Source organism: Rhodococcus oxybenzonivorans, assembly GCF_003130705.1.
In the GTDB taxonomy this organism is placed as follows: domain Bacteria; phylum Actinomycetota; class Actinomycetes; order Mycobacteriales; family Mycobacteriaceae; genus Rhodococcus_F; species Rhodococcus_F oxybenzonivorans.
Window position 1 is genome coordinate 2,132,217 of the sequence record NZ_CP021354.1, and the last position, 19,890, is coordinate 2,152,106.

Annotated in this window: 19 protein-coding genes; 8 read left to right on the top strand and 11 right to left on the bottom strand. The window is 66.5% G+C overall.

Features of this window, described 5'->3' with window-relative positions; genetic code table 11:
* Positions 1–14: 14 nt before the first annotated feature.
* On the bottom strand, positions 15–695 hold the full coding sequence (locus CBI38_RS10265; protein ID WP_109328570.1) for a Type 1 glutamine amidotransferase-like domain-containing protein: 681 nt from the start codon (positions 693–695) through the stop codon (positions 15–17).
* 5 nt (positions 696–700) lie between these two features.
* Positions 701–1,519, bottom strand: coding sequence for a maleylpyruvate isomerase family mycothiol-dependent enzyme (locus CBI38_RS10270; RefSeq protein ID WP_109328572.1), 819 nt, complete (start codon positions 1,517–1,519; stop codon positions 701–703).
* Positions 1,520–1,680: 161 nt separating this feature from the next.
* On the opposite strand from CBI38_RS10270, the gene CBI38_RS10275 reads away from it, so the two are divergent.
* Positions 1,681–3,234, top strand: a complete 1,554-nt coding sequence (locus tag CBI38_RS10275) for an AMP-binding protein (RefSeq protein WP_109328574.1) — start codon at positions 1,681–1,683, stop codon at positions 3,232–3,234.
* Positions 3,235–3,250: 16 nt separating this feature from the next.
* Here the strand turns inward: CBI38_RS10275 and CBI38_RS10280 are convergent, their stop codons facing one another.
* Together CBI38_RS10280 and CBI38_RS10285 are read right to left on the bottom strand one after the other, a co-directional pair.
* A complete protein-coding gene (locus CBI38_RS10280) occupies positions 3,251–4,627 on the bottom strand; it encodes an APC family permease (protein ID WP_109328576.1) in 1,377 nt (458 codons plus the stop codon).
* 236 nt (positions 4,628–4,863) lie between these two features.
* Positions 4,864–5,259: a DUF488 domain-containing protein gene (locus CBI38_RS10285; RefSeq protein WP_109328578.1), complete on the bottom strand. Its 396-nt coding sequence runs from the start codon at positions 5,257–5,259 to the stop codon at positions 4,864–4,866.
* 269 nt (positions 5,260–5,528) lie between these two features.
* On the opposite strand from CBI38_RS10285, the gene CBI38_RS10290 reads away from it, so the two are divergent.
* From CBI38_RS10290 to CBI38_RS10300, 3 genes are read left to right on the top strand one after another with little or no spacing between them, the layout of a single operon-like run.
* Positions 5,529–6,641 carry a Re/Si-specific NAD(P)(+) transhydrogenase subunit alpha gene (locus tag CBI38_RS10290; RefSeq protein ID WP_109328580.1) on the top strand — a complete coding sequence of 371 codons (1,113 nt, stop codon included), beginning with the start codon at positions 5,529–5,531 and terminating at the stop codon, positions 6,639–6,641.
* Complete coding sequence (locus tag CBI38_RS10295; protein ID WP_109328582.1) at positions 6,642–6,974, top strand: NAD(P) transhydrogenase subunit alpha part 2; 333 nt, start codon at positions 6,642–6,644, stop codon at positions 6,972–6,974.
* On the top strand, positions 6,974–8,398 hold the full coding sequence (locus tag CBI38_RS10300; RefSeq protein ID WP_109328584.1) for an NAD(P)(+) transhydrogenase (Re/Si-specific) subunit beta: 1,425 nt from the start codon (positions 6,974–6,976) through the stop codon (positions 8,396–8,398). The genes CBI38_RS10295 and CBI38_RS10300 overlap by 1 nt, the downstream gene beginning before the upstream one ends.
* 68 nt (positions 8,399–8,466) lie before the next feature.
* Here the strand turns inward: CBI38_RS10300 and CBI38_RS10305 are convergent, their stop codons facing one another.
* From CBI38_RS10305 to pdhA, 5 genes are read right to left on the bottom strand one after another with little or no spacing between them, the layout of a single operon-like run.
* Entirely contained in the window at positions 8,467–9,096 is a 630-nt protein-coding gene (locus CBI38_RS10305; RefSeq protein ID WP_230990144.1) for a hypothetical protein, read from the bottom strand.
* 20 nt (positions 9,097–9,116) lie between these two features.
* A complete protein-coding gene (locus tag CBI38_RS10310; RefSeq protein ID WP_109328586.1) occupies positions 9,117–10,343 on the bottom strand; it encodes an MFS transporter in 1,227 nt (408 codons plus the stop codon).
* Positions 10,344–10,362: 19 nt separating this feature from the next.
* Complete coding sequence (locus CBI38_RS10315; protein WP_109328588.1) at positions 10,363–11,589, bottom strand: dihydrolipoamide acetyltransferase family protein; 1,227 nt, start codon at positions 11,587–11,589, stop codon at positions 10,363–10,365.
* Between the two features lie 55 nt (positions 11,590–11,644).
* Positions 11,645–12,628, bottom strand: a complete 984-nt coding sequence (locus CBI38_RS10320) for an alpha-ketoacid dehydrogenase subunit beta (RefSeq protein ID WP_109328590.1) — start codon at positions 12,626–12,628, stop codon at positions 11,645–11,647.
* Positions 12,625–13,722 carry a pyruvate dehydrogenase (acetyl-transferring) E1 component subunit alpha gene (pdhA, locus tag CBI38_RS10325; protein WP_109328592.1) on the bottom strand — a complete coding sequence of 366 codons (1,098 nt, stop codon included), beginning with the start codon at positions 13,720–13,722 and terminating at the stop codon, positions 12,625–12,627. The genes CBI38_RS10320 and pdhA overlap by 4 nt, the downstream gene beginning before the upstream one ends.
* Positions 13,723–14,064: 342 nt before the next feature.
* On the opposite strand from pdhA, the gene CBI38_RS10330 reads away from it, so the two are divergent.
* A complete protein-coding gene (locus tag CBI38_RS10330) occupies positions 14,065–15,093 on the top strand; it encodes a phosphotransferase family protein (RefSeq protein WP_109328594.1) in 1,029 nt (342 codons plus the stop codon).
* Between the two features lie 30 nt (positions 15,094–15,123).
* On the opposite strand, the gene CBI38_RS10335 is transcribed toward CBI38_RS10330, so the two are convergent.
* A complete protein-coding gene (locus CBI38_RS10335; protein ID WP_109334984.1) occupies positions 15,124–15,606 on the bottom strand; it encodes an acyl-CoA thioesterase in 483 nt (160 codons plus the stop codon).
* An 81-nt stretch (positions 15,607–15,687) separates the two neighbouring features.
* Between CBI38_RS10335 and CBI38_RS10340 the strand changes: the two genes are divergently transcribed.
* Entirely contained in the window at positions 15,688–16,878 is a 1,191-nt protein-coding gene (locus tag CBI38_RS10340; protein WP_109328596.1) for a benzoate/H(+) symporter BenE family transporter, read from the top strand.
* Between the two features lie 7 nt (positions 16,879–16,885).
* Positions 16,886–17,395 carry an O-acetyl-ADP-ribose deacetylase gene (locus CBI38_RS10345; protein ID WP_109328598.1) on the top strand — a complete coding sequence of 170 codons (510 nt, stop codon included), beginning with the start codon at positions 16,886–16,888 and terminating at the stop codon, positions 17,393–17,395.
* Between the two features lie 19 nt (positions 17,396–17,414).
* Here CBI38_RS10345 and CBI38_RS10350 read toward each other — a convergent pair whose 3' ends face one another.
* Positions 17,415–18,230, bottom strand: a complete 816-nt coding sequence (locus tag CBI38_RS10350) for a shikimate 5-dehydrogenase (RefSeq protein ID WP_109328600.1) — start codon at positions 18,228–18,230, stop codon at positions 17,415–17,417.
* Between the two features lie 84 nt (positions 18,231–18,314).
* Here CBI38_RS10350 and CBI38_RS10355 point away from each other — a divergent pair, with 84 nt between their 5' ends.
* The gene (locus CBI38_RS10355; RefSeq protein ID WP_109328602.1) at positions 18,315–19,889 is read left to right on the top strand and encodes a molybdopterin-dependent oxidoreductase; all 1,575 of its coding nucleotides are present in this window, start codon (positions 18,315–18,317) and stop codon (positions 19,887–19,889) included.
* The last annotated feature ends 1 nt before the right edge of the window (position 19,890 follow it).

The window sequence follows — 19,890 nt, forward strand, 5'->3', positions numbered from 1 at the left end:
CGCGCGGTGACTCGTCATATGGGCTCGGTGGACTCTCCGTCCACCACGATTACCTGTTCGTCCGTCAAGGTGCGGTACTCGATTCCCGCGAGCTGCAAGGCGGCGACGGTACGCCGGACAGCGGCCGCGTCTTCCAGGGGCACCGTCTCTTCGCCGCCTGAGGGCGTCGCAGGCGGGTGATGCGGCACGATCGCGAATGGCACCACCCCGAGGCCTTCCCAGATCGGCTGGATGCCACAGGTCTCGAAAACCTCCGACGGGTCATCGGAGGAGTCGAGACCGCGCAACGTCGGTGTCATGACGCAGGCGCCCGCGCTGTATCCCGCGTAGACGAGCGAATCGTTTGTCAGCAGGTCGCGAAGAACATCGTCCGCACCACTACGCGCCATCTGGGCACGCAGGACGAACGTGTTTCCGCCCCGCACCCAGAGCATGCCGAATCCCGCCAGCCGGTCTCTCAGCCCGCTCGTGCCGCCGTTCTGCGTTCCTATGTAGTCGCGAAGATCGACTTCCTCCGGAGAGAACCCCAGGCGCCGCAGCGGCGCCACATCACTGACCACCGCTGAGGCGCGAGCGGACGGTGGCCAGGCGTCGGCTGCTGCCGCGATCACGCCCACCCGTCCCGGCTTTCCGACGAGCGACATCAGCGGTGCGGGGTCGGCTCCGAACCGGTAGGACGACAGGAACAAGCGCATCGCGGTCAGATCGTGAAAGTGAGATTGTCGACGATCTGCTTGCCGACGGCGGTGTCACCGCCGAGGGTGATGGCGTCGCGGTGATCCGCGGCCTTCACCCGGCCCCCGGCAAGACGGGTGAACAGCCGGGAGTCGAGTGTGATCGTCGTGGTGGCGTCGCCCGGCAACTCGTCCACCACCGCTGCGCGCCCGTCGACGGCGACGTGGATCTCTCTCGCGAGCGGACCAGTCAACTCGAGGGTGATGCGCGAGCCCGACGGCGCCTTGCCACGCTTTCCGACGAGGAACCCGACCGCTCCCATGATCTCCTCGAACGCGGTGTCACCGCGGACACCTCCCTCGTCTCCGGCAACACCCAGCGCGTCGCGGATGTCGAGTTCGTGCATCCAGCAATCGAACACGCGGACGCGCATGAACCGGAGATAGGGTGCTGGGCCGACCGGTGTGGCGGTCTCGGCGTCGAACATCTCATCCGTCATCTGCGCCAGTTCGGAGCGCCTGCGCTCGGTGATGTCCCGGAAGCGGTCGAGCATCTCGGTGCCGGGGCGCCCGCGCAGTCCCTCTACCCACCGTTCGTTGAACGCTCCGATCTCGTTACGCACATGCGCGAATCCGTGGACATCGACGGTGGTGTGCGGTGCCGATATCCCCGCGAGCATCGATTCGGTACCGATCAGGTGGGCGGCGACGTCGTGCACGGTCCACCCAGGGAGGGGGGTGGGCGTGAACCAGTCGTCACCCGTCACCGAGGACAGCAACTGGTCGAGCACGTCCCATTGTTCGTACAGCGCGTCGAGTATCCGTTCCTTCTGTAGGGCAGTCACGTCTGATGGCCCTCCTCTCGCTTCAACTGTAGGACCTTGCCGGGGAGTGGCCCGGTGTTTTGGCCACGGGAAAGTCTGCGGCCGGTGAGCGTGAACGGGCCCCGTCCGCGGATGCCTGTGGTAGACCGATGATGAGAATCTCCATTAACAAAGGAGCGTGGATGTTTCCCGGAAATTTTGTCGCCACCACCCCGGACAAGCCGGCCGTCGTCCGGCCGTCGACGGGGGAGCAGCTCACCTACCGGCAGCTGGATGAGCGGTCCATCCGGTTGGCGCGACACCTGCGTGGGCTCGGCCTGAAGGTCGGGGATCACCTGGCTCTGGTGTCGAGCAACGACCTCCGTGTTCTGGAGGTCTACTGGGCGGCCCTGCGATCGGGCCTCTACATCACCGTGGTGAACTGGCACCTCACCGCGGACGAAGCCGGCTACGTCGTGAACGACTGCGGAGCCGCCGTTCTCATCGCCTCGGCTGATGCGGCGCGGGCGATTCCCACCGACCCGGCCCACTTGCCCGGCGTCCGGCACCGGCTCGTCTACGGCGGTGAACTGGACGGCTTCGACAGCTACGACGCGGCGGTGGCGGCGCAGTCCGGTGAACCACTGGAGACGCAACCTCGTGGGCGGGACATGCTCTACTCGTCGGGCACCACCGGAAGGCCGAAGGGAATCAAACCCGCACTGCTGGAAGGTGAAGTCGACTCGACGACGGACCCGTACACGGCGGTGTTCGCGCCCATGTACGGATTCGACGCGGACACCGTCTACCTGTGCCCTGCGCCGCTGTATCACGCGGCGCCCCTCCGCTTCTGCGGCACCATCACGTCCGTCGGCGGAACCATCATCCTCATGGACAGGTTCGATGCAGAGGAGGCGCTGCGCCTGATCGAGAAGTACGAGGTGACGCACAGTCAATGGGTGCCCACCATGTTCGTGCGAATGCTGAAGTTGCCGAAAGAAGTTCGCGAGAAGTTCGACGTGTCGAGTCTGAAGGTGGCGATTCATGCGGCAGCCCCCTGCCCGCCCGAAGTGAAGCGTGCGATGATCGACTGGTGGGGCCCGGTGATCCACGAGTACTACGCCTCCACCGAAGGTGCCGGCGCCACGTTCATCGACAGTGCGCAGGCACTCGCCAAGCCGGGATCCGTCGGGCATGACGGGGTGATGGGCATCGTGCACATCTGCGACGACACCGGTGCGGAGCTGCCCACCGGTGAGATCGGAACGGTGTACTGGGAGCGCGAGGAGCGGCCGTTCGAATACCACAACGATCCGGCCAAGACCGAAGCCGCAACCCATCCCAGTCATCCGACGTGGACCACCAGCGGTGACATCGGATACCTCGACGACGATCGGTTTCTGTACCTCACGGACCGGGCGGCCTTCATGATCATCTCCGGCGGGGTCAACATCTATCCGCAGGAGTCCGAGAACATTCTCACCATGCATCCCAAGGTTTTCGACGTTGCGGTGATCGGTGTGCCCGACGAGGAAATGGGCGAACAGGTCAAGGCTGTGGTCCAACTCGTCGACGATGTGGAGCCGTCGGATGCGGTCGCCCGTGAACTACTGGACTTCGTGCGGGACCGGGTGACGCACTTCAAGGCGCCTCGGAGCATCGATTTCTCGGACGACCTGCCGCGCACGCCCACGGGTAAACTCGTCAAGCACAAGCTGCGGGCACGGTATCTCGCGGGCGCGAAGACAATTGGCTGATCAGAGAGTCCCCGCGTTACTGCGCGCGGGGACTCTCGGCGTCCGTTCTCGTGGAACGACGGCGGGAGACTGCGTACCACACGACTCCGACGGCAAGGAGTAGCGCCGCACGCAGCCAGGTGGCCGCGCTCTGCTGGGTGAGCAGCGCCACGCACGTGACGAGGGCGAGGATCGGGAATACCGTCGGGGCCCGGAAGTGCCGGTGCTCCACCGCATCACGACGCAACACCAGGACCGCGATGTTGGTGCTGATGAAGACGACGAGCAGCAGCAGAACCACCGTCTCCGCCAAGGCCGACAGCGAACCCGTGACGCACAGAGCCATGGCGACGGCGGTGGTCGCCACAATCGCCACCCAGGGAGTCCGTCGCCGCGGGAGGACCCGTGCGAACGGACGCGGAAGCAGTCCCTCGGACGCCATTCCATACGTGAGCCTGCTCGCCATGATCATCGTCAGCAGTGCGCCGTTCGCGACGGCGACGAGCGCGATCAGACTGAACAGGCGAGGTGGAACGCCGACGTCGGCGGCGGAGACCACTGCCAGCAGCGGACCGGACGATGCGGCGAGTTCGCCGGCTGGCAGGACCACCGAGACCGCCAGTCCGACGAGTACATAGACGGCCCCCGCCGTCAGCAACGCTCCGAACAACGCCCGCGGGTACACCGTGCGCACGTTGGTCACCTCTTCGGCGACGTTCGCGGACGTCTCGAACCCCACGAACGAGTAGTAGGCGAGCAGTGCGGCGGCCAGCACCGCGAGCGCCGGCGAACGGCCGTCGTCGAATTCGACCACCCGGCTCAGGGTGCCGTCACCACGTCCGAGCACGATGCCGGCCAGAACCACTACCAGGACCAGGCCGGTGACCTCCACCACCGTCATGACGACATTGGCGCGCATCGACTCCTTGATTCCCCGGGCGTTGAGCAATCCCACGAGGAGAAGGAACACGAGTGCCGCCGGGACGGTCGGCACATCCACGAACGCGGCGAGGTAGTCGCCGGAGAATGCGAGTGCGAGCCCCGCAGCGCTCGTGACTCCGGCGGCGAGCATCGAGAACCCGACGAGGAACGAGATCAGCGGTGTTCGATACGCCCGCTGGGCGAACACCGCCGCCCCACCGGCGCGCGGATACTTGGTGACCAGTTCGGCATACGAGGTCGCGGTCAGCAACGCCATCACCAGTGCCAGCAGCAACGGCACCCAGACTGCGCCGCCCACCTCGCCGGCGATGACCCCCACCAACGCGTAGATTCCGGCACCCAGCACGTCGCCGAGGATGAAGACGAAGAGGAGCGGACCCGTGATCGCGCGGGCGAGAGGGGTCCCGTGTCCGGCGTCCTCGTCGAGGTGGTCGGCATCTCCCTCGTTTACTTGCCGGGCGGCGCGTCGCATAGTTCATCCCGTCTGGCACGGTGACGTGCCGCCACCTCGGATGCAGTCATGTACCGACGAGACACGGTCCCAAACTGAGGACAGTTAGGCGGTCCGTTCGCACCCGCACCGTGGACACCGCGGTGCCATCCGGTCCGTCAGGAACAATCCGCAGTCGGGGCAGACACGGTCGAGCCAGCACACGGAGTCGCCGCCCAGATCCTCGTCCGTAAGGTCGCCGGGGTCCGCCTCGCCCGTCACAGCTGACCGCGCAGATAGTCGGCAAGGACTTCCGCATGACTGTGGGTGACGTCCTTGGTGGCGGTCAAGAGAACGATGGGGCGTCCGTGCGCGAGCTCCCGAACCCTCGCGACAGCCTTGCGTCCCGGCGGGGAGTCCAGCTCGGACACGTACCGTTCCCGGAACTCGCCGAATGCGGCGACGTCGTGTGAGTACCAATGGCGAAGCTCGGTCGAGGGTGCGAGATCACGGGCCCAGTCGTCGAAGTGAAACGCATCCTTACGGAGGCCGCGCGGCCAGAGGCGGTCGACGAAGAGCCGGAGTCCGTCGCCGTCGGTGGGGTGGTCGTAGACCCGTTCCACCACCACTGGTGAGTCGACGTCCGTCTCCGGACGTGCCTGTCGTTTGTGCATCACCGAACCTCCGCTTCTGTGCGGGTTTCTCTCCTCACCCTACGACGCGGCCGTGTGTGACTGGCCTCACAAACTAGACGAAAGGCGGGTGAGAACGGCTGTTCGGACTCGATTCAGACAGACTCCGGCCGGCTCCTCTGTTCACTACGTCACGCGGTCTCTGGCTATCATCAGCTGAAATCAGTCGAGGCTGGGGACATATTCCGCTCATCAACGGTTGGTTGCCGCTCGTCGCGGCATGCAGACCATCTACCGCAGGAAGTCGATAAATGGATACATCGCAGAGCGCGGCGCAGCCGCGCCCGACGGTTGGCGTTCCTCGTGAGTCGAACGAGGGCGAACGTCGGGTAGCGCTGGTGCCGAAGATCGTGGCCGCATTGACGGGTAAGGGTGTCGATGTGGTGGTCGAGTCGGGTGCCGGACTGGGCGCACTGATCCCGGACGAATTGTATGTCGGGGCGGGCGCGAAGATCGGCGATCCGTGGTCGGCGGACGTGATCGTGAAGGTCGCGCCGCCGTCGGACGAGGAAGTGGGCCGGCTGCATGCCGGGCAGACGTTGATCGGGTTCCTCGCCCCCCGCAATCAGGACAATCAGGTCGCCGCGCTGAAGTCGGCGGGGGTGGCGGCGTTCGCGGTCGAGGCGATCCCGCGGATTTCCCGCGCCCAGGTGATGGACGCGCTCTCCTCGCAGGCGAACGTGGCCGGATACAAGGCGGTGCTGCTCGCGGCGTCGGAGTCGACCCGGTTCTTCCCGATGCTCACCACCGCGGCCGGCACTGTCAAACCCGCGACCGTGCTGGTCCTCGGTGTCGGTGTCGCCGGCCTGCAGGCCCTCGCCACGGCGAAGCGGCTCGGTGGCCGGGCCACCGGCTACGACGTGCGCCCGGAGGTGGCCGATCAGGTTCGCTCGGTCGGTGCGCAGTGGCTCGATCTCGGGATCGACGCCGCCGGTGAAGGCGGGTACGCCCGCGAACTCACCGAACAGGAGCGCGCGCAGCAGCAGCAGGCGCTCGAGGACGCGATCAAGGGCTTCGACGTCGTCATCACCACCGCCCTGGTGCCGGGACGTCCGGCCCCCCGGTTGGTGACCGCCGCCGCGGTGGAGGGCATGAAACCCGGCTCCGTGGTGGTCGACCTGGCCGGAGAGACCGGCGGTAACTGCGAGCTCACCGAACCCGGTCAGACCGTGGTCAAGCACGGGGTGACGATCTGCTCGCCGCTCAACCTGCCCGCGTCGATGCCCGAGCACGCCTCGGAGCTGTACTCGAAGAACATCTCCGCGCTGCTCGAGTTGATGTTGGTCGAAGGCCGGTTGGCCCCCGATTTCTCGGACGAGGTCCTGGCCGCGTCCTGCGTCACCCGTGAGGAGGGTGTGTCCTAGATGTATACCGAATTGTTGGCGAACATCGCGATCCTGGTGTTGTCCGGGTTCGTGGGGTTCGCGGTGATCTCGAAGGTCCCGAACACGTTGCATACCCCGCTGATGTCGGGGACGAACGCGATCCACGGGATCGTGGTGTTGGGTGCGTTGGTGGTGTTGGGCAAGGTCGACAATCCGCCGTGGGGTCTGCAGGTGATTCTGTTCGTGGCGTTGGTGTTCGGAACGATCAACGTGGTCGGTGGTTTCGTGGTCACCGACCGGATGCTGGGAATGTTCAAGTCCAAGCCCGCTTCTCCCGCCGCTGCTGTTGCTGAGAAGGGTGGGGACAAGTAATGGAGTACTTGGTCAACGTGTTGTACATCGTGGCGTTCGCGATGTTCATCTACGGTCTGATGGGTTTGACCGGGCCGAAGACCGCGGTCCGCGGTAACCAGATCGCCGCGGTCGGCATGGGTGTCGCCGTGGTCGCCACCCTGATCGCGATCCGGGACACCTCCAACTGGGTGCTCGTCGTCGCCGGTCTGGTGATCGGTGTGGTCCTCGGTGTGCCGCCGGCGTTGCGGACGAAGATGACGGCGATGCCGCAGCTGGTGGCGTTGTTCAACGGGGTCGGCGGCGGCACCGTCGCCCTGATCGCCTACGCCGAATTCCTCGACTCGGACGGGTTCACCGCCTTCGCGCACGGTGAGTCGCCGACCGTGCACATCGTGATCGCCTCGCTCTTCGCGGCGATCATCGGGTCGATCTCCTTCTGGGGATCGGTGATCGCGTTCCTCAAGCTGCAGGAAACCCTGCCCGGCCGCCCGATCGGCATCGGCCGGTTGCAGCAGCCGCTGAACGCTCTGTTGCTGATCGGCGCCGTCGCCCTCGCGGTGATCATCGGAATCAAGGCGATCGACCCGACCGGACCCACCAGCGGGTGGTGGATCGTCGGAGTCCTCGTCCTCGCCGCGATCCTGGGGTTGATGGTGGTGCTGCCGATCGGCGGCGCCGACATGCCCGTGGTGATCTCGCTGCTCAACGCGCTCACCGGCCTGTCCGCCGCGGCCGCGGGTCTGGCCCTGAATAATCAGGCGATGATCGTGGCCGGCATGATCGTCGGCGCGTCGGGTTCGATCCTGACGAACCTGATGGCGAAGGCGATGAACCGGTCCATCCCGGCGATCGTGGCCGGCGGGTTCGGTGGCGGCGGGGCTGCCGCGGTCGCCGATGACGGCACGGTGAAGACGGCGAAGTCCACCTCGGCGGCGGACGCGGCGATCCAGATGGCCTACGCCAACCAGGTGATCGTGGTCCCCGGCTACGGGCTGGCCGTCGCGCAGGCCCAGCACGCGGTCAAGGACATGGCCAAGCTGCTCGAGTCGAAGGGCGTCGAGGTCAAGTACGCCATCCACCCGGTCGCCGGCCGGATGCCCGGGCACATGAACGTGCTGCTCGCCGAGGCCGATGTCGAGTACGACGCGATGAAGGAAATGGACGACATCAACGACGAGTTCGCTCGCACCGATGTCACCCTGGTGATCGGGGCGAACGATGTCACCAACCCGGCCGCCCGCAACGACCCGTCGTCGCCGATCCACGGGATGCCCATCCTGAATGTGGATCAGTCGAAGTCGGTGATCGTGCTCAAGCGGTCGATGAACTCCGGGTTCGCCGGTATCGACAACCCGTTGTTCTTCGCCGACACCACCTCCATGCTCTTCGGCGACGCGAAGAAATCGGTCGCCGACGTCACCGAGGAACTCAAAGCCCTGTAGGCGGCTCCGCCGCTCGTGAGTGGTTAACGAGTCCCTGCACTCGTTAACCACTCACGGGCGCGAAGCGCCTACCGGTGGCGGGAGAAGACAATAGCCGCGGTGTCGGGCCGAAGCGCCTCACGCTCCGCGGCGACGGGGGAGTACAGCATCAATATCGACGCCAGCGCCCACCAGATCGACGCCACAACAAGGCTCGCCACGAGCCCGTAGACGCTGATCGGTTCGACGAGGGCTGCGGCCCCTGCGACGCCGAGGATCAGAGCGAAGCCCAGTCCAGCGACCACGGGCCGGAATCGCGGCGCCGACACGAGGATCGCCGAGCCGTACAGGGCAGCGACGGCGACGACATGGCCGCTGGGCAGCAGAACGGTGGGAGCATCCGACGCCCACGCCCGGACGGCCGCGCAGGTGAGGTTTGCGCCGAGACAGAGCAACAGGATCGCGCCGATTCCGTACGACAGTTTCCGCACCGTCGCGACCACCGCGAGGACGACGGTCGCGACCAATACGGAGTTGACGTCGACGACACTGATCACCTGGTCCGCGATAGACCGTAACGGCTCCGGGAACGAGAGCGCTGTCGAGGCGGGTTTGACGAGATACAGCGCGCACAGCAACACCACACCTGCCGCCGAGACGGCAAGACGGTGAACGCTGCGGCGCAGCGTGCTGTTCGATTCGGTCACGGTCTCCAGCATGCCAACCCACGCTGAACGAACTATGAGAGCACGCTGTGATCCCGGTGTACGGAGTGGGGTGTTCGCCGGACCGCACCGGCACACGCTGCAGCGATCAACACACATCCCAGCGGCACGACCATCGCCGTTGTGAGGGGAATCACTTGAGTGATCCAGCCGATGGCGGCCGGGCCTGCGAGGAATCCCACGTATCCGAGTCCGACGACGCGGGACATGTTGGTGCCCGCGGATCCTGAGCCGAGGTTTCCGGCGGCGGTGAAGATCTGGGGGACTCCACCGGACAGTCCCAGGCCGAACAGCGCCCAACCGAAGATCGTGAGCGGGAGGGCCCCGGACACCAGCACGAGCGCCATTCCGCCGCCGGCGAGCAGTGCGCCGTAGCGGACGACGGCGACGGGCCCCAGTGCACCACTGACCCGGTCGGCGGTGAACCGTCCTACCGTCATCATCACCGAGAAGGCACCGAAGGCGAGGGCGGCGACTGAGTCGGAGGTGGCGAGGTGCTCCTTGACTTGCAGTGCGCTCCAGTCGTTGGCGGCGCCTTCGGCGAGCATGAGCACGAACGCGATGCCGCCGAGCCCCAGGACTCGCGCCGACAGTCGTCCGTGTGCCTTCTCTGCGGATCCGTCCGTCTTCGCGGTGCGCGGCCGATCCTGCATGAGCCACCGCGCACTCGCGCCGACGACCGCGATCCCGACACCCCCGGCGACCAGGAGTGCCGCGGCCGGTGTCCAGTCGGCGGCGAGTGTCGCGGCGCCGACGAGCGATCCCGCGACCCCGCCGACGGAGAAGAGAGCGTGGAAGGCGGACATGATGGGCCGCCGGTAGCGCTGTTCCACCTCGACGGCCTGCGAATTCATCGACACGTCGAGGGCCCCGTTGGCGAACCCGAAGACGAGAAGTGCGAGACCCAGCTGCCACGCCTCGGTGGCCAGTCCGGGGCCGATCGTGGCGACCGACAGTGTGAGCCCGGCGGCGATCACGGTCCGCCTGCTTCCGAACCGGTCGGCGAGGGGTCCGGTGAGTTGCATGCCGAAGATGGCGCCGATCGCGAGAAGGAGGAGCAGCGATCCGAGCGTGGAGTGGCTGATGCCGGTACGGTCCTCGATCGCGGGAATATGCACCACCCACATCCCGAGGAGGAACCCGTTGATCCCGAAGATCGCGAAGATCGCAGCCCGGGCGGATCTGAGCGGTTCGGGTACCCGTGCGCGCTTGTTCACCGCGGGCGGTTGAGAAGTACTCACGGGCTCAACGTACCGAGGCTCAGAGTTGTGCGAGCAGCGCGACCGGATCGTGCAGCATCGCGGCGACGGAGGACAGGAACTTCGACCCCTGTTCGCCGTCGACGACGCGGTGATCGAAGGACACACTCAGTGTGGTGACCCAGCGGACGGCGAGTTCGCCCTCGTGTACCCACGGCCGCTGGGAGACGCTGCCCAGGCACACGATCGCGGATTCGCCGGGGTTGATGATGGGTGTGCCTGTGTCGACACCGAAGACACCGACGTTGGTGAGCGAGATGGTGCCGCCGGTGAACTGAGCGGGATCGGCTTTACCGCTGCGCGCGATGGCGGTCAGTTCGGTGATCGCCCGGCAGAGTTCGAGCAGGCTCAGCGACTGCGCTTCTCTCACGTGGGGGACGACGAGACCACGCGGAGTGGCCACGGCGATACCGAGGTCGACGTAGTGCTTGGTGACGATCTCCTGGTGCTCTTCGTCCCAGGAAGCGTTGAGATCGGGGTGCTCACGTAGGGCAACAATCATGGCCTTCGCGGCGATGCTGAGGGGAGTCACCGACAGCCCCTCGAATTCCCTTCGACCCCGGAGACGTTCGAGGAGTTCGACCGAACGCGTGACGTCGACGGTCACGAATTCGGTGACGTGGGGCGCGGTGAACGCACTGCGGACCATGGCGGCGGCCGTCTGCTTCCGCACGCCCCGCACAGGGGTGCGAGTCTCTCGCTCGCTCGGCCCGGCCGCCACGCGCGGTGCGGCGGAACCGGCGTACTCCTCGACGTCGTGCCGGGTGACGGCCCCGGACGGACCCGTGCCCGGGACAACGGTGAGGTCGATCCCGCGTTCGCGTGCTGCCAGCCGGGCGGCCGGCGAGGCGTCGGGACGCACGGGTTCGGGCGGTGCCGTGTCCTCCGGCGTCGCGGCCGCGCGTGGGCGTGCACGCCTGCTCTGTGCGGCGGCCTCGGGTCCGTATCCGACCAGCACTGGAGTCCGCGTAGGTGGCGTGTCCGACGCCGAGTCGGTCGCGATCCTGATGAGCGGTGTTCCCACCGGCACGGTGGCCCCGGCGGGAATCAACAGCTCCTCCACGACACCTGCGTAGGGCGACGGTAGTTCGACCAAGGCTTTGGCGGTCTCGACCTCGGCGATGACTTGATTCAGTTCGACGCTCTGGCCGACCTCGACGGACCACGACACCAACTCGGCCTCGGTCAACCCCTCGCCGAGGTCGGGCAGGCGGAATTCCTGCGCCAACGGACACTCCTCTCCTTCGGGCCTCTCCTTCGGGCCTCACTTTCGGGCGAACCGGTCAGGCCGCGAGGCTGCGGTCCACGGCGTCGAGCAGGCGATCGGCGTCGGGAAGGTGGTGACGTTCCAGCTTCGCCGGGGGATAGGGAATGTCGAAACCGCCGACGCGCAGAACCGGGGCCTCGAGCTGGTAGAAGCACCGCTCCGATATCCGGGCGGCCACCTCGGCGCCGAGGCCGAGGAACGTCGATGCCTCGTGTGCCACGACGAGCCGGCCGGTTTTGCGGACCGACCGTTCGACGGTGGGGAAATCGATCGGGGAGAGGGACCTCAGGTCGATCACTTCGAGGGAGTTGCCCTCCTGCTCGGCGATGGCCGCAGCCGACAACGCCGTCGGTACGACGGAACCGTACGTGACTATCGTGGCGTCCGAGCCCTCGCGCAGTACACGCGCACTGTGCAACGGCAGGTCGGGTGCAGCGTCCACATCGAATTCTGCTGTGTCCCAATACCGCCGCTTCGGTTCGAAGAACACCACCGGGTCGTCCGACGCGATCGACTGCTGGATCATGTGGAAGGCGTCACCGGGGTTGCTCGGGGTGACCACCCGCAGTCCGGCGGTGTGCACGAAGTAGGCCTCGGGGGACTCCGAGTGATGTTCGACGGCCCCGATTCCACCGCCGTAGGGAATCCGGATGGTCAGGGGTGCCGTCACCTTTCCCTCCGTGCGGTAGTGAATTTTCGCGACCTGCGAGACGATCTGGTCGAAGGCCGGGTACACGAAGCCGTCGAACTGGATCTCGCACACGGGCCGGTATCCGCGCAGCGCCATACCGAAGGCTGCGCCGATTATCCCTGATTCGGCGAGCGGGGTGTCGATCACGCGGTTGTCGCCGAAATCCTTCTGCAGGGTGTCGGTGACCCGGAAGACTCCGCCGAGGCGTCCGACGTCCTCACCCATGATCACGACCTTGCGGTCCCGTTCGAGTGCGCGCCGCAGACCCGCTCCCACAGCCGCACCGAGCGACATTCTTGTGGTGCTCATGACAGTGCCTCCTCGGTGTCGGTGACCGCTGCGAGGTACGCGGCGTACTCGGCGCGCTCCTCCTCGAGGAGCGGATGTTCGCTGGCATAGACGTGATCGAACACGCTGAGCGGCGGCGGCGTGGGTGCGCCGACGGCCCCCGACCGGAGTCGCGCCGCGATCTCGTCGGCGGTGGTCCGGACCCGGGTCAGGAACGCCCCGTCGAGCAGGCCTTCCCAGTCGAGCAGGCGGTGCATGCGGTCGATCGGATCGCGGGCCTTCCATTCCGCGGTCTCCGCCGAAGACCGGTACCGCGTGGGGTCGTCGGAGGTCGTGTGGGGACCCATCCGGTAGGTGATGGCTTCGATGAAGGTGGGGCCGCTCCCCTCGCGTGCGCGCTGCGTGGCCTGGCGGGTGACGGCGAGGACGGCGAGGACATCGTTGCCGTCCACCCGGACGGCCGGCATCCCGTAGCCGGCGGCACGCTGGGCGATCGGAACGGGACTCTGCAGGTGCACCGGTTCGCTGATCGCCCATTGATTGTTCTGGCAGAAGAACACGACCGGGGCATTGAAACTCATCGAGAAGCCCAGTGCCTCGGCGATATCTCCCTGGCTGGTGGCACCGTCACCGAAGTAGGCGATGGTCGCGATCTCGGCACCGTCGAGGTGGGCGCCCATTGCGTATCCGGTGGCGTGCAGTCCTTGAGATCCGACGACGATGGCCGGGTTGGTGACCTTCACCGCGTGTGGATCCCAGCCCGAATGGGCGGTTCCCCGCCACATCCGAGTCATTTCTGCGGGGTCGACGCCGCGGCAATAGGCGACGGCATGCTCGCGGTAGCTGACGAAGGCGTAGTCGTCGGGGCGGAGGGCTCGGGCCGAACCGACCTGCGCTGCCTCCTGGCCGAGCATGGGCGCCCACAGGCCGAGTTCGCCTTGTCGTTGCAGAGCAGTGGCTTCCACGTCGATGCGGCGCGTGACAACCAGATCTTCGTACAGTGCGCGCAATTCGTCCGGACCGATATCGCGCACCAGGTTCGTGTACTCGGGCCGTAGGACCCGTCGGCCGTCCGGCTGTAGGAGCTGGACCGGATAGGCAATCTTGTCGACCATCGGACTCACCTCGCTGTGTCGAGTCCCGGGGACCTTGTGAGTTCGCGGGAGACGTGCGCTGCGTTCAGGACATGTATGTGTCCTACTTCACAGCATCCACGGGAACGCGAACTGCGCAAGTGGTCGCATTTCGGTATAGCAACTTGCCCAGTCGACGAGCCCGCGGAGGAGTCGTACTGCGTCTTATGACCAGTCCGGACGCCGCCGAAGCTGAACTGTTATGGAGTGGTGATCCGATGATCCGTCCGGCGTGGAGGTCTCGGACCGAATCCACCTCACCGTTACCGCCGGTGCGTCACGGTTCCCACCGCACCGGGCCCCCGAGCGGTTAGCATCGAGCGCGTGAATGCTGTGGGGTTGAACGAAGATGCCGTCTCCGCGTGGATTGCCGGACTCGGTGTAGGAGCGATCGCACCGCTGAGCTTCGAACGGATCGGAAACGGTCAGTCGAACCTCACGTATGCGGTCAGTGATGCAGGTGGCGGCCGATGGGTGCTTCGGCGTCCGCCGCTCGGAAACCTGCTCGCCTCGGCGCACGACGTGGTCCGAGAACATCGAATCCTGTCCTCGCTGCAGGGTTCGGACGTGCCGGTGCCGAAAATTCTCGGACTCATCGAAGATCCCGAGGTGACCGACGCCCCACTCGTGTTGATGAGTTACGTGGCCGGCGTGGTGATCGACAGCATCGGGGTCGCCAAGAAATTGACACCCGAGCAGAGGCGCGGTGTCGGGCTCGCGATGGCGCGCGCGCTCGCGAAGATTCACGCCGTCGACCTGGCGGACACCGGGCTCGAGGACCTGGCGAGCCACAAACCTTATGCAGCAAGGCAATTGAAGCGTTGGGCAGACCAGTGGGAAAAGTCCCGTACCCGGGATGTCCCGGAGGTCGAGCAGCTGGCGGACATTCTCCAGCGCAACATGCCCGAGCAGAAGGAGCTGTCGCTCGTGCACGGTGACTTCCATCTGAGCAATGTCATCACGTCGCCCGAGGAGGGCGAGGTGCTCGCCGTGGTGGACTGGGAACTCTGCACCCTCGGAGATCCGCTGGCTGACGTCGGTGCACTTCTGGCCTATTGGCCGGAGGCCGGTGACGAGGATGCCGGACCCTTCCCTGCTTCCACGCTGGAGGGTTTCCCGACGAGGGCCGAACTCGTGGAGGCGTACACCCAGGAAACCGAGCGCGACGTCACGCACGTGGGTTATTGGCACGTGCTGGCACTGTGGAAACTGGCGATCATCGCCGAAGGCGTCCTGCGCCGGGTGACGGACGATCCACGAAACCAGGCCGAGACAGGTGCGCCCACGGTCAAGCTGATCGACGGCATCATCGCCCGGGCCGTGGCCACGGCGGAGGCCGAAGGCCTGCGCTGAACCGAGGCGCTGCTCAGTGGTGCCGGGCGCTCACTTCGTGCCCGGCACCACCAATAGCTTTGCCGCACTGAGAATGTCGGGCGGGATGGGCACCGGCGTGCGCGTCTTCGCGTCGACGTACACGTGGACGAATCGGCCGAGAGCCGCCAGGTCGAGGGCCTTGTCGCGTTCGTCGAGTGCCTCGCCGCGTTCCCGGAAGATGGCGAGCGCATACACGATGCTGCGAGTGCCGAGCCGCTCTATCGACAGTCCCACTTGGAGGCGGTCCGGGAAGGTCAGTTCACCGAGGTACTTGCAGGATGTCTCGGCAACGACGCCGATCGCCGGCAACTCCCGGATGTCCGTGCCCGTTTCCGCGATCAGCCAGGCGTTGACCGCGGTGTCGAAGTACGAGTAGTAGGTGACGTTGTTGACGTGCCCGTAGTGGTCGTTGTCTGCCCAGCGGGTGGGTACCGGCCAGAGGACCGGGAAGTCGTCGGCGGTCGGCAAGGCGGGAACGTCGTCGTGTGTCATCGCCTCGACCTTAAACGTCGAGGTTCCCGTGCCCTGGGCAGGCCCGCCGGACGTGCCGCGCATCGGGCAGAATCGCGTCCTATGTCCGTACCCGACAGTGACGTGCGTTCGCCTTCTTCCGCCGCCCAGCCGGTCAGTGCGGGAATCGTCACGGCCCTGGTGGGATTCACCAGTTCCTTCGCCGTGGTCCTCACGGGTCTGACCGCGGTCGGCGCGAATTCCGCCGAGGCGGCGTCGGGCCTCCTCATACTGTGTGTGACGCAGGCACTGGGGATGCTGTGGTTGTCGCGGCGTTATCGCATGCCGATCACCCTCGCCTGGTCGACGCCCGGCGCCGCGCTCCTCGCCGGGGCCGGGACCGTGGGCGGTGGTTGGCCCGCTGCGGTGGGCGCGTTCGCCATCGTGGGTGTTGCGATCCTTCTCACCGGGTTGTGGCCCCGGCTCGGGCGGGCGATCGCCGCAATTCCTTCCGCGTTGGCGCAAGCGATGCTGGCCGGGGTGCTGCTGCCCCTGTGCCTGGCCCCGGTGCTCGCGCTACGGGACGCACCGCTCGCCGTCGCCCCGGTCGTGCTGGTGTGGCTGGTTCTGCAGCGGTATTCCACACGGTGGGCGGTCCCGGCAGCATTCGCCGCCGCGGGTGTGGTGATCGCGGTCAGCCTCGTCGTCGGGAAAGTCGGACTGGACGCCAGCGCTTTGCTGCCGGGGCTGGTGCTGACGACACCGACGTGGTCCTGGCAGGCATTGATCGGGATCGCCGTGCCGCTGTACATCGTGACTATGGCGTCGCAGAACATTCCCGGCACCGCAGTGATGAAGTCCTTCGGATACGAGGTCCCGTGGCGGCCCGCGATGCTGGTGACGGGGATCGGAACCCTGGTGGGGGCACCCGCCGGTGGGCACGCCATCAACCTCGCGGCGATCAGTGCCGCTCTCTCCGCGGCACCCACCGCCCACCCCGACCCCTGGAAACGGTGGCGTGCGGCCTTCACCGCAGGCTGGGCGTATCTGGTCCTCGCGGCCTGCTCGGCGGCTGTGGCCGCGCTCATTGCGGCGGCTCCGGTGGGCGTAGTGGAGACGGTGGCCGGTCTCGCCCTCCTCGCGACTCTGGGTGGTGCGCTCGCGTCGGCGCTCGCCGACATACGCGAACGGGAAGGGGCTGTCGTCACTTTTCTGATCGCGGCGTCCGGGGTCAGCGTCCTGGGAATCGGTTCGGCCTTCTGGGCGCTGATCGCCGGATTGATCGTGCGGACGGCCCTGCACTTCCGGAGATAATGGGCCGATGACGACCATCGAGGTAGTGCAGGGCGACATCACGACGGTGGCGGTGGACGCGATCGTCAATGCGGCCAACTCCGCCCTTCTCGGCGGCGGCGGCGTGGACGGAGCGATCCACCGTGTGGGCGGACCGGACATCCTGGCCGAGTGCAGGAAGTTGCGGGCGACGACACTGCCCGACGGACTGCCTGCAGGTGAGGCCGTGGCCACGACGGCGGGAAGGTTGCCGGCCCGGTGGGTGATCCACACCGTCGGACCGGTGTACTCATCTTCCGAGGATCGATCACACCTTCTGCGGGGTGCGTACCTGAGCAGCTTGCGCGTGGCGGCCGACCTCGGCGCGGAATCGGTTGCCTTCCCCCTGATCTCGGCCGGTGTCTACGGGTGGCCGGCCGACGACGCCGTCCGTCAGGCCGTCAGTGCAGTGCGCCGATCGGACAGCGGTGTGCCGCGCGTCGTGTTCGTGGCGTTCGACGCTCAGATGGCGGAGAGGCTTCGTGCGGCGGTCGGGTGATCCGCGACCCGCGCCTGTTTCACGACCGCGAATACTCCGACGCCCGCCGGATCTCTTCCGGAGAGGGGCGGACGCCGGTGTACAGGACGAACTGCTCGGCCGCCTGCAGGGCGATCACCTCGGCGCCGGTGATCACGGTCTTGTGGCGTTCGGCCGCCGCTCTGATCAACGGCGTGGTCGGGGGCATCGCCACCACGTCGAACACGGCCTCCGCCGCCTCGATCGCGTCCAGTTCGAACGCCAGAGCGTCCTCCTCGGCACCACCGGCCATCCCGATCGGCGTCGCGTTGATCAGCAGGCCCGGACGAGCGTGACCCAATTCGGATTGCCACGAAAAGCCGTACTGCTTCGCGAGCGCGCCGCCCGTCTCTGCGTTTCGCGCCACCACGGTGACATCGGTGAACCCGAAGTCGCGTACTGCTGCCACCACCGCCTTGGCCATCCCACCGCTGCCCGCGACGGCGACGGACAGCGAGTGTGGAAGTGCGTTCTCCCGCAGCAAGTTTGCCACTGCCTGATAGTCGGTGTTGTAGGCGTGCAGCACGCCGTCCTCGTTGACAATGGTGTTCACCGACTCGATGACCGACGCCGACGAGTGCATGACGTCTACGTGGTCGATCACCTGCTCCTTGAACGGCATCGAGATACCGGCCCCGCGGATACCGAGTGCACGAATCCCGCCGACCGCGGCCGGCAGGTCGGTGGTGGTGAACGCCTTGTAGACGTAATTCAGACCAAGCTCACCGTAGAGATAGTTGTGAAATCTGGTGCCGATGTTGCTCGGTCGACCGGAAAGCGAGATGCAGAGAACGGTGTCTTTGTCGAGCGTGTTCATCAGCGCAATACTAGTGGTGGGCTCCCATCCGCGCGTGTTGCCGGCTCCGAATACCCCGTGACCACAACAAAGGAGCACGGCTGCATGACTACCACGATCGGTGACCGGCCCCACGCCGCACGAGCGCCCGAGCGGCGACGGCATCTGTTCTCCCGTGCACTCGCGGGAGTGATCGCCGCCGGTGTCGTTCTCGCGGTCGGTGAACTCATGTCGGTGCTGATCGACCAGAACAGCTCGCCCTTCTATGCAGTGGGTTCCACCACGGTCGACCGCAGTCCGGCCTGGGCGCGCGAGTTCGCCATTTCGACGTTCGGAACGAACGACAAGCCGGCGCTCTTCGCGGGGATGACACTGCTGATCGTGTTGCTTGCCGCAGCGGCAGGCATCGTCGAGCGACCGCGCGCCCCCTTCGGCAGTGCCATCCTCGGAATTCTGGGCGCAGTCGGCGTATTTGCCGCCACACAACGCCCGAGCGCCTCGTGGGTCTACGCGGTGCCGACGCTCGCAGGGGTCGCGGCCGGAATCGTCGTACTCCGCATCTTGACGGCGGCGGCGCAGATGCCGGAAGGGGCCGATGGTGCGGATTCGCGGATGCCCCGCCGAAGGTTTCTCGTGCTCGCGGCCACTGCTGCTGCGGCGGCAGCGGCGGCGGGAGCTGTCGGACGGTATCTGGGCCAGCAGATCGCCGGGGCCATCGACAACCGTCGGAATTTCGCGATTCCCTCGGTCGCGGACAAGGCGTCTCCGATCGCTCCGGGAACCGACATCGGCGTACCGGGGGCCACCCCGTTCGTCACCGCGAACGACGAGTTCTACCGCATCGACACCGCGCTGCGTGTCCCGCGGATGACGACGGACAACTGGGAGCTGCACATCCACGGAATGGTGGACCGGGAACTCACCCTCACGTGGAACGACCTCGTTGCACGGACCCCGGTCGAACGGATTATCACGTTGACGTGCGTGTCCAACGAGGTCGGGGGAGTCCTCGCCGGCAACGCCACCTGGATCGGGTACCCGATCAGGGATCTCCTCGACGAGGTGGGCGTCGGTGCCGAGGCCGACATGCTGCTCTCGACGAGTATCGACGGCTTCACCGCAGGTACCCCGATCGAAGCATTGCGCGACGGTCGCGACGCAATTCTCGCGGTGGCGATGAACGGTGAGCCCTTGCCGTTCGAGCACGGCTACCCCGTGCGCCAGGTGGTGCCCGGTCTCTACGGTTACGTCTCCGCCACCAAATGGGTGGTGGATTGGGAGTTCACCCGCTTCGACGCGGCCGAGGCGTACTGGACGCAGCGGGGGTGGGCCGAGAAGGCACCGATCAAGACCGCCTCCCGCATCGACGTGCCGGCTCCCTTCGCGCCCTTGGTACCGGGTCCGGTACTGGTCGCTGGAACCGCCTGGGCGCAGCGCCGAGGAATCGAGACGGTGGAAGTGCGGGTAGACAACGGCCCGTGGGAAAAAGCTGCGCTCGCACAGCAATACACCATCGACACCTGGCGTCAATGGACCTGGGAATGGCAGGCGACACCGGGCCTGCACACACTGCAAGTGCGGGCGACGGACCTCAGCGGCAACGTACAGGTCGAGGAACGGACGCCGCCGATTCCAGGCGGCGCCACCGGGTGGCACACACGCTCGTTCACGGTGTCCTGAG

What these genes read in the sequence shown, in the direction of transcription:
- CBI38_RS10265 (WP_109328570.1), bottom strand. Translation starts at nt 695, where the DNA reads ATGCGCTTGTTCCTGTCGTCCTACCGGTTCGGAGCCGACCCCGCACCG.
- CBI38_RS10275 (WP_109328574.1), top strand. Translation starts at nt 1,681, where the DNA reads ATGTTTCCCGGAAATTTTGTCGCCACCACCCCGGACAAGCCGGCCGTC.
- CBI38_RS10280 (WP_109328576.1), bottom strand. Translation starts at nt 4,627, where the DNA reads ATGCGACGCGCCGCCCGGCAAGTAAACGAGGGAGATGCCGACCACCTC.
- CBI38_RS10285 (WP_109328578.1), bottom strand. Translation starts at nt 5,259, where the DNA reads ATGCACAAACGACAGGCACGTCCGGAGACGGACGTCGACTCACCAGTG.
- CBI38_RS10290 (WP_109328580.1), top strand. Translation starts at nt 5,529, where the DNA reads ATGGATACATCGCAGAGCGCGGCGCAGCCGCGCCCGACGGTTGGCGTT.
- CBI38_RS10295 (WP_109328582.1), top strand. Translation starts at nt 6,642, where the DNA reads ATGTATACCGAATTGTTGGCGAACATCGCGATCCTGGTGTTGTCCGGG.
- CBI38_RS10300 (WP_109328584.1), top strand. Translation starts at nt 6,974, where the DNA reads ATGGAGTACTTGGTCAACGTGTTGTACATCGTGGCGTTCGCGATGTTC.
- CBI38_RS10305 (WP_230990144.1), bottom strand. Translation starts at nt 9,096, where the DNA reads ATGCTGGAGACCGTGACCGAATCGAACAGCACGCTGCGCCGCAGCGTT.
- CBI38_RS10320 (WP_109328590.1), bottom strand. Translation starts at nt 12,628, where the DNA reads ATGAGCACCACAAGAATGTCGCTCGGTGCGGCTGTGGGAGCGGGTCTG.
- pdhA (WP_109328592.1), bottom strand. Translation starts at nt 13,722, where the DNA reads ATGGTCGACAAGATTGCCTATCCGGTCCAGCTCCTACAGCCGGACGGC.
- CBI38_RS10335 (WP_109334984.1), bottom strand. Translation starts at nt 15,606, where the DNA reads ATGACACACGACGACGTTCCCGCCTTGCCGACCGCCGACGACTTCCCG.
- CBI38_RS10340 (WP_109328596.1), top strand. Translation starts at nt 15,688, where the DNA reads ATGTCCGTACCCGACAGTGACGTGCGTTCGCCTTCTTCCGCCGCCCAG.
- CBI38_RS10345 (WP_109328598.1), top strand. Translation starts at nt 16,886, where the DNA reads ATGACGACCATCGAGGTAGTGCAGGGCGACATCACGACGGTGGCGGTG.
- CBI38_RS10350 (WP_109328600.1), bottom strand. Translation starts at nt 18,230, where the DNA reads ATGAACACGCTCGACAAAGACACCGTTCTCTGCATCTCGCTTTCCGGT.
- CBI38_RS10355 (WP_109328602.1), top strand. Translation starts at nt 18,315, where the DNA reads ATGACTACCACGATCGGTGACCGGCCCCACGCCGCACGAGCGCCCGAG.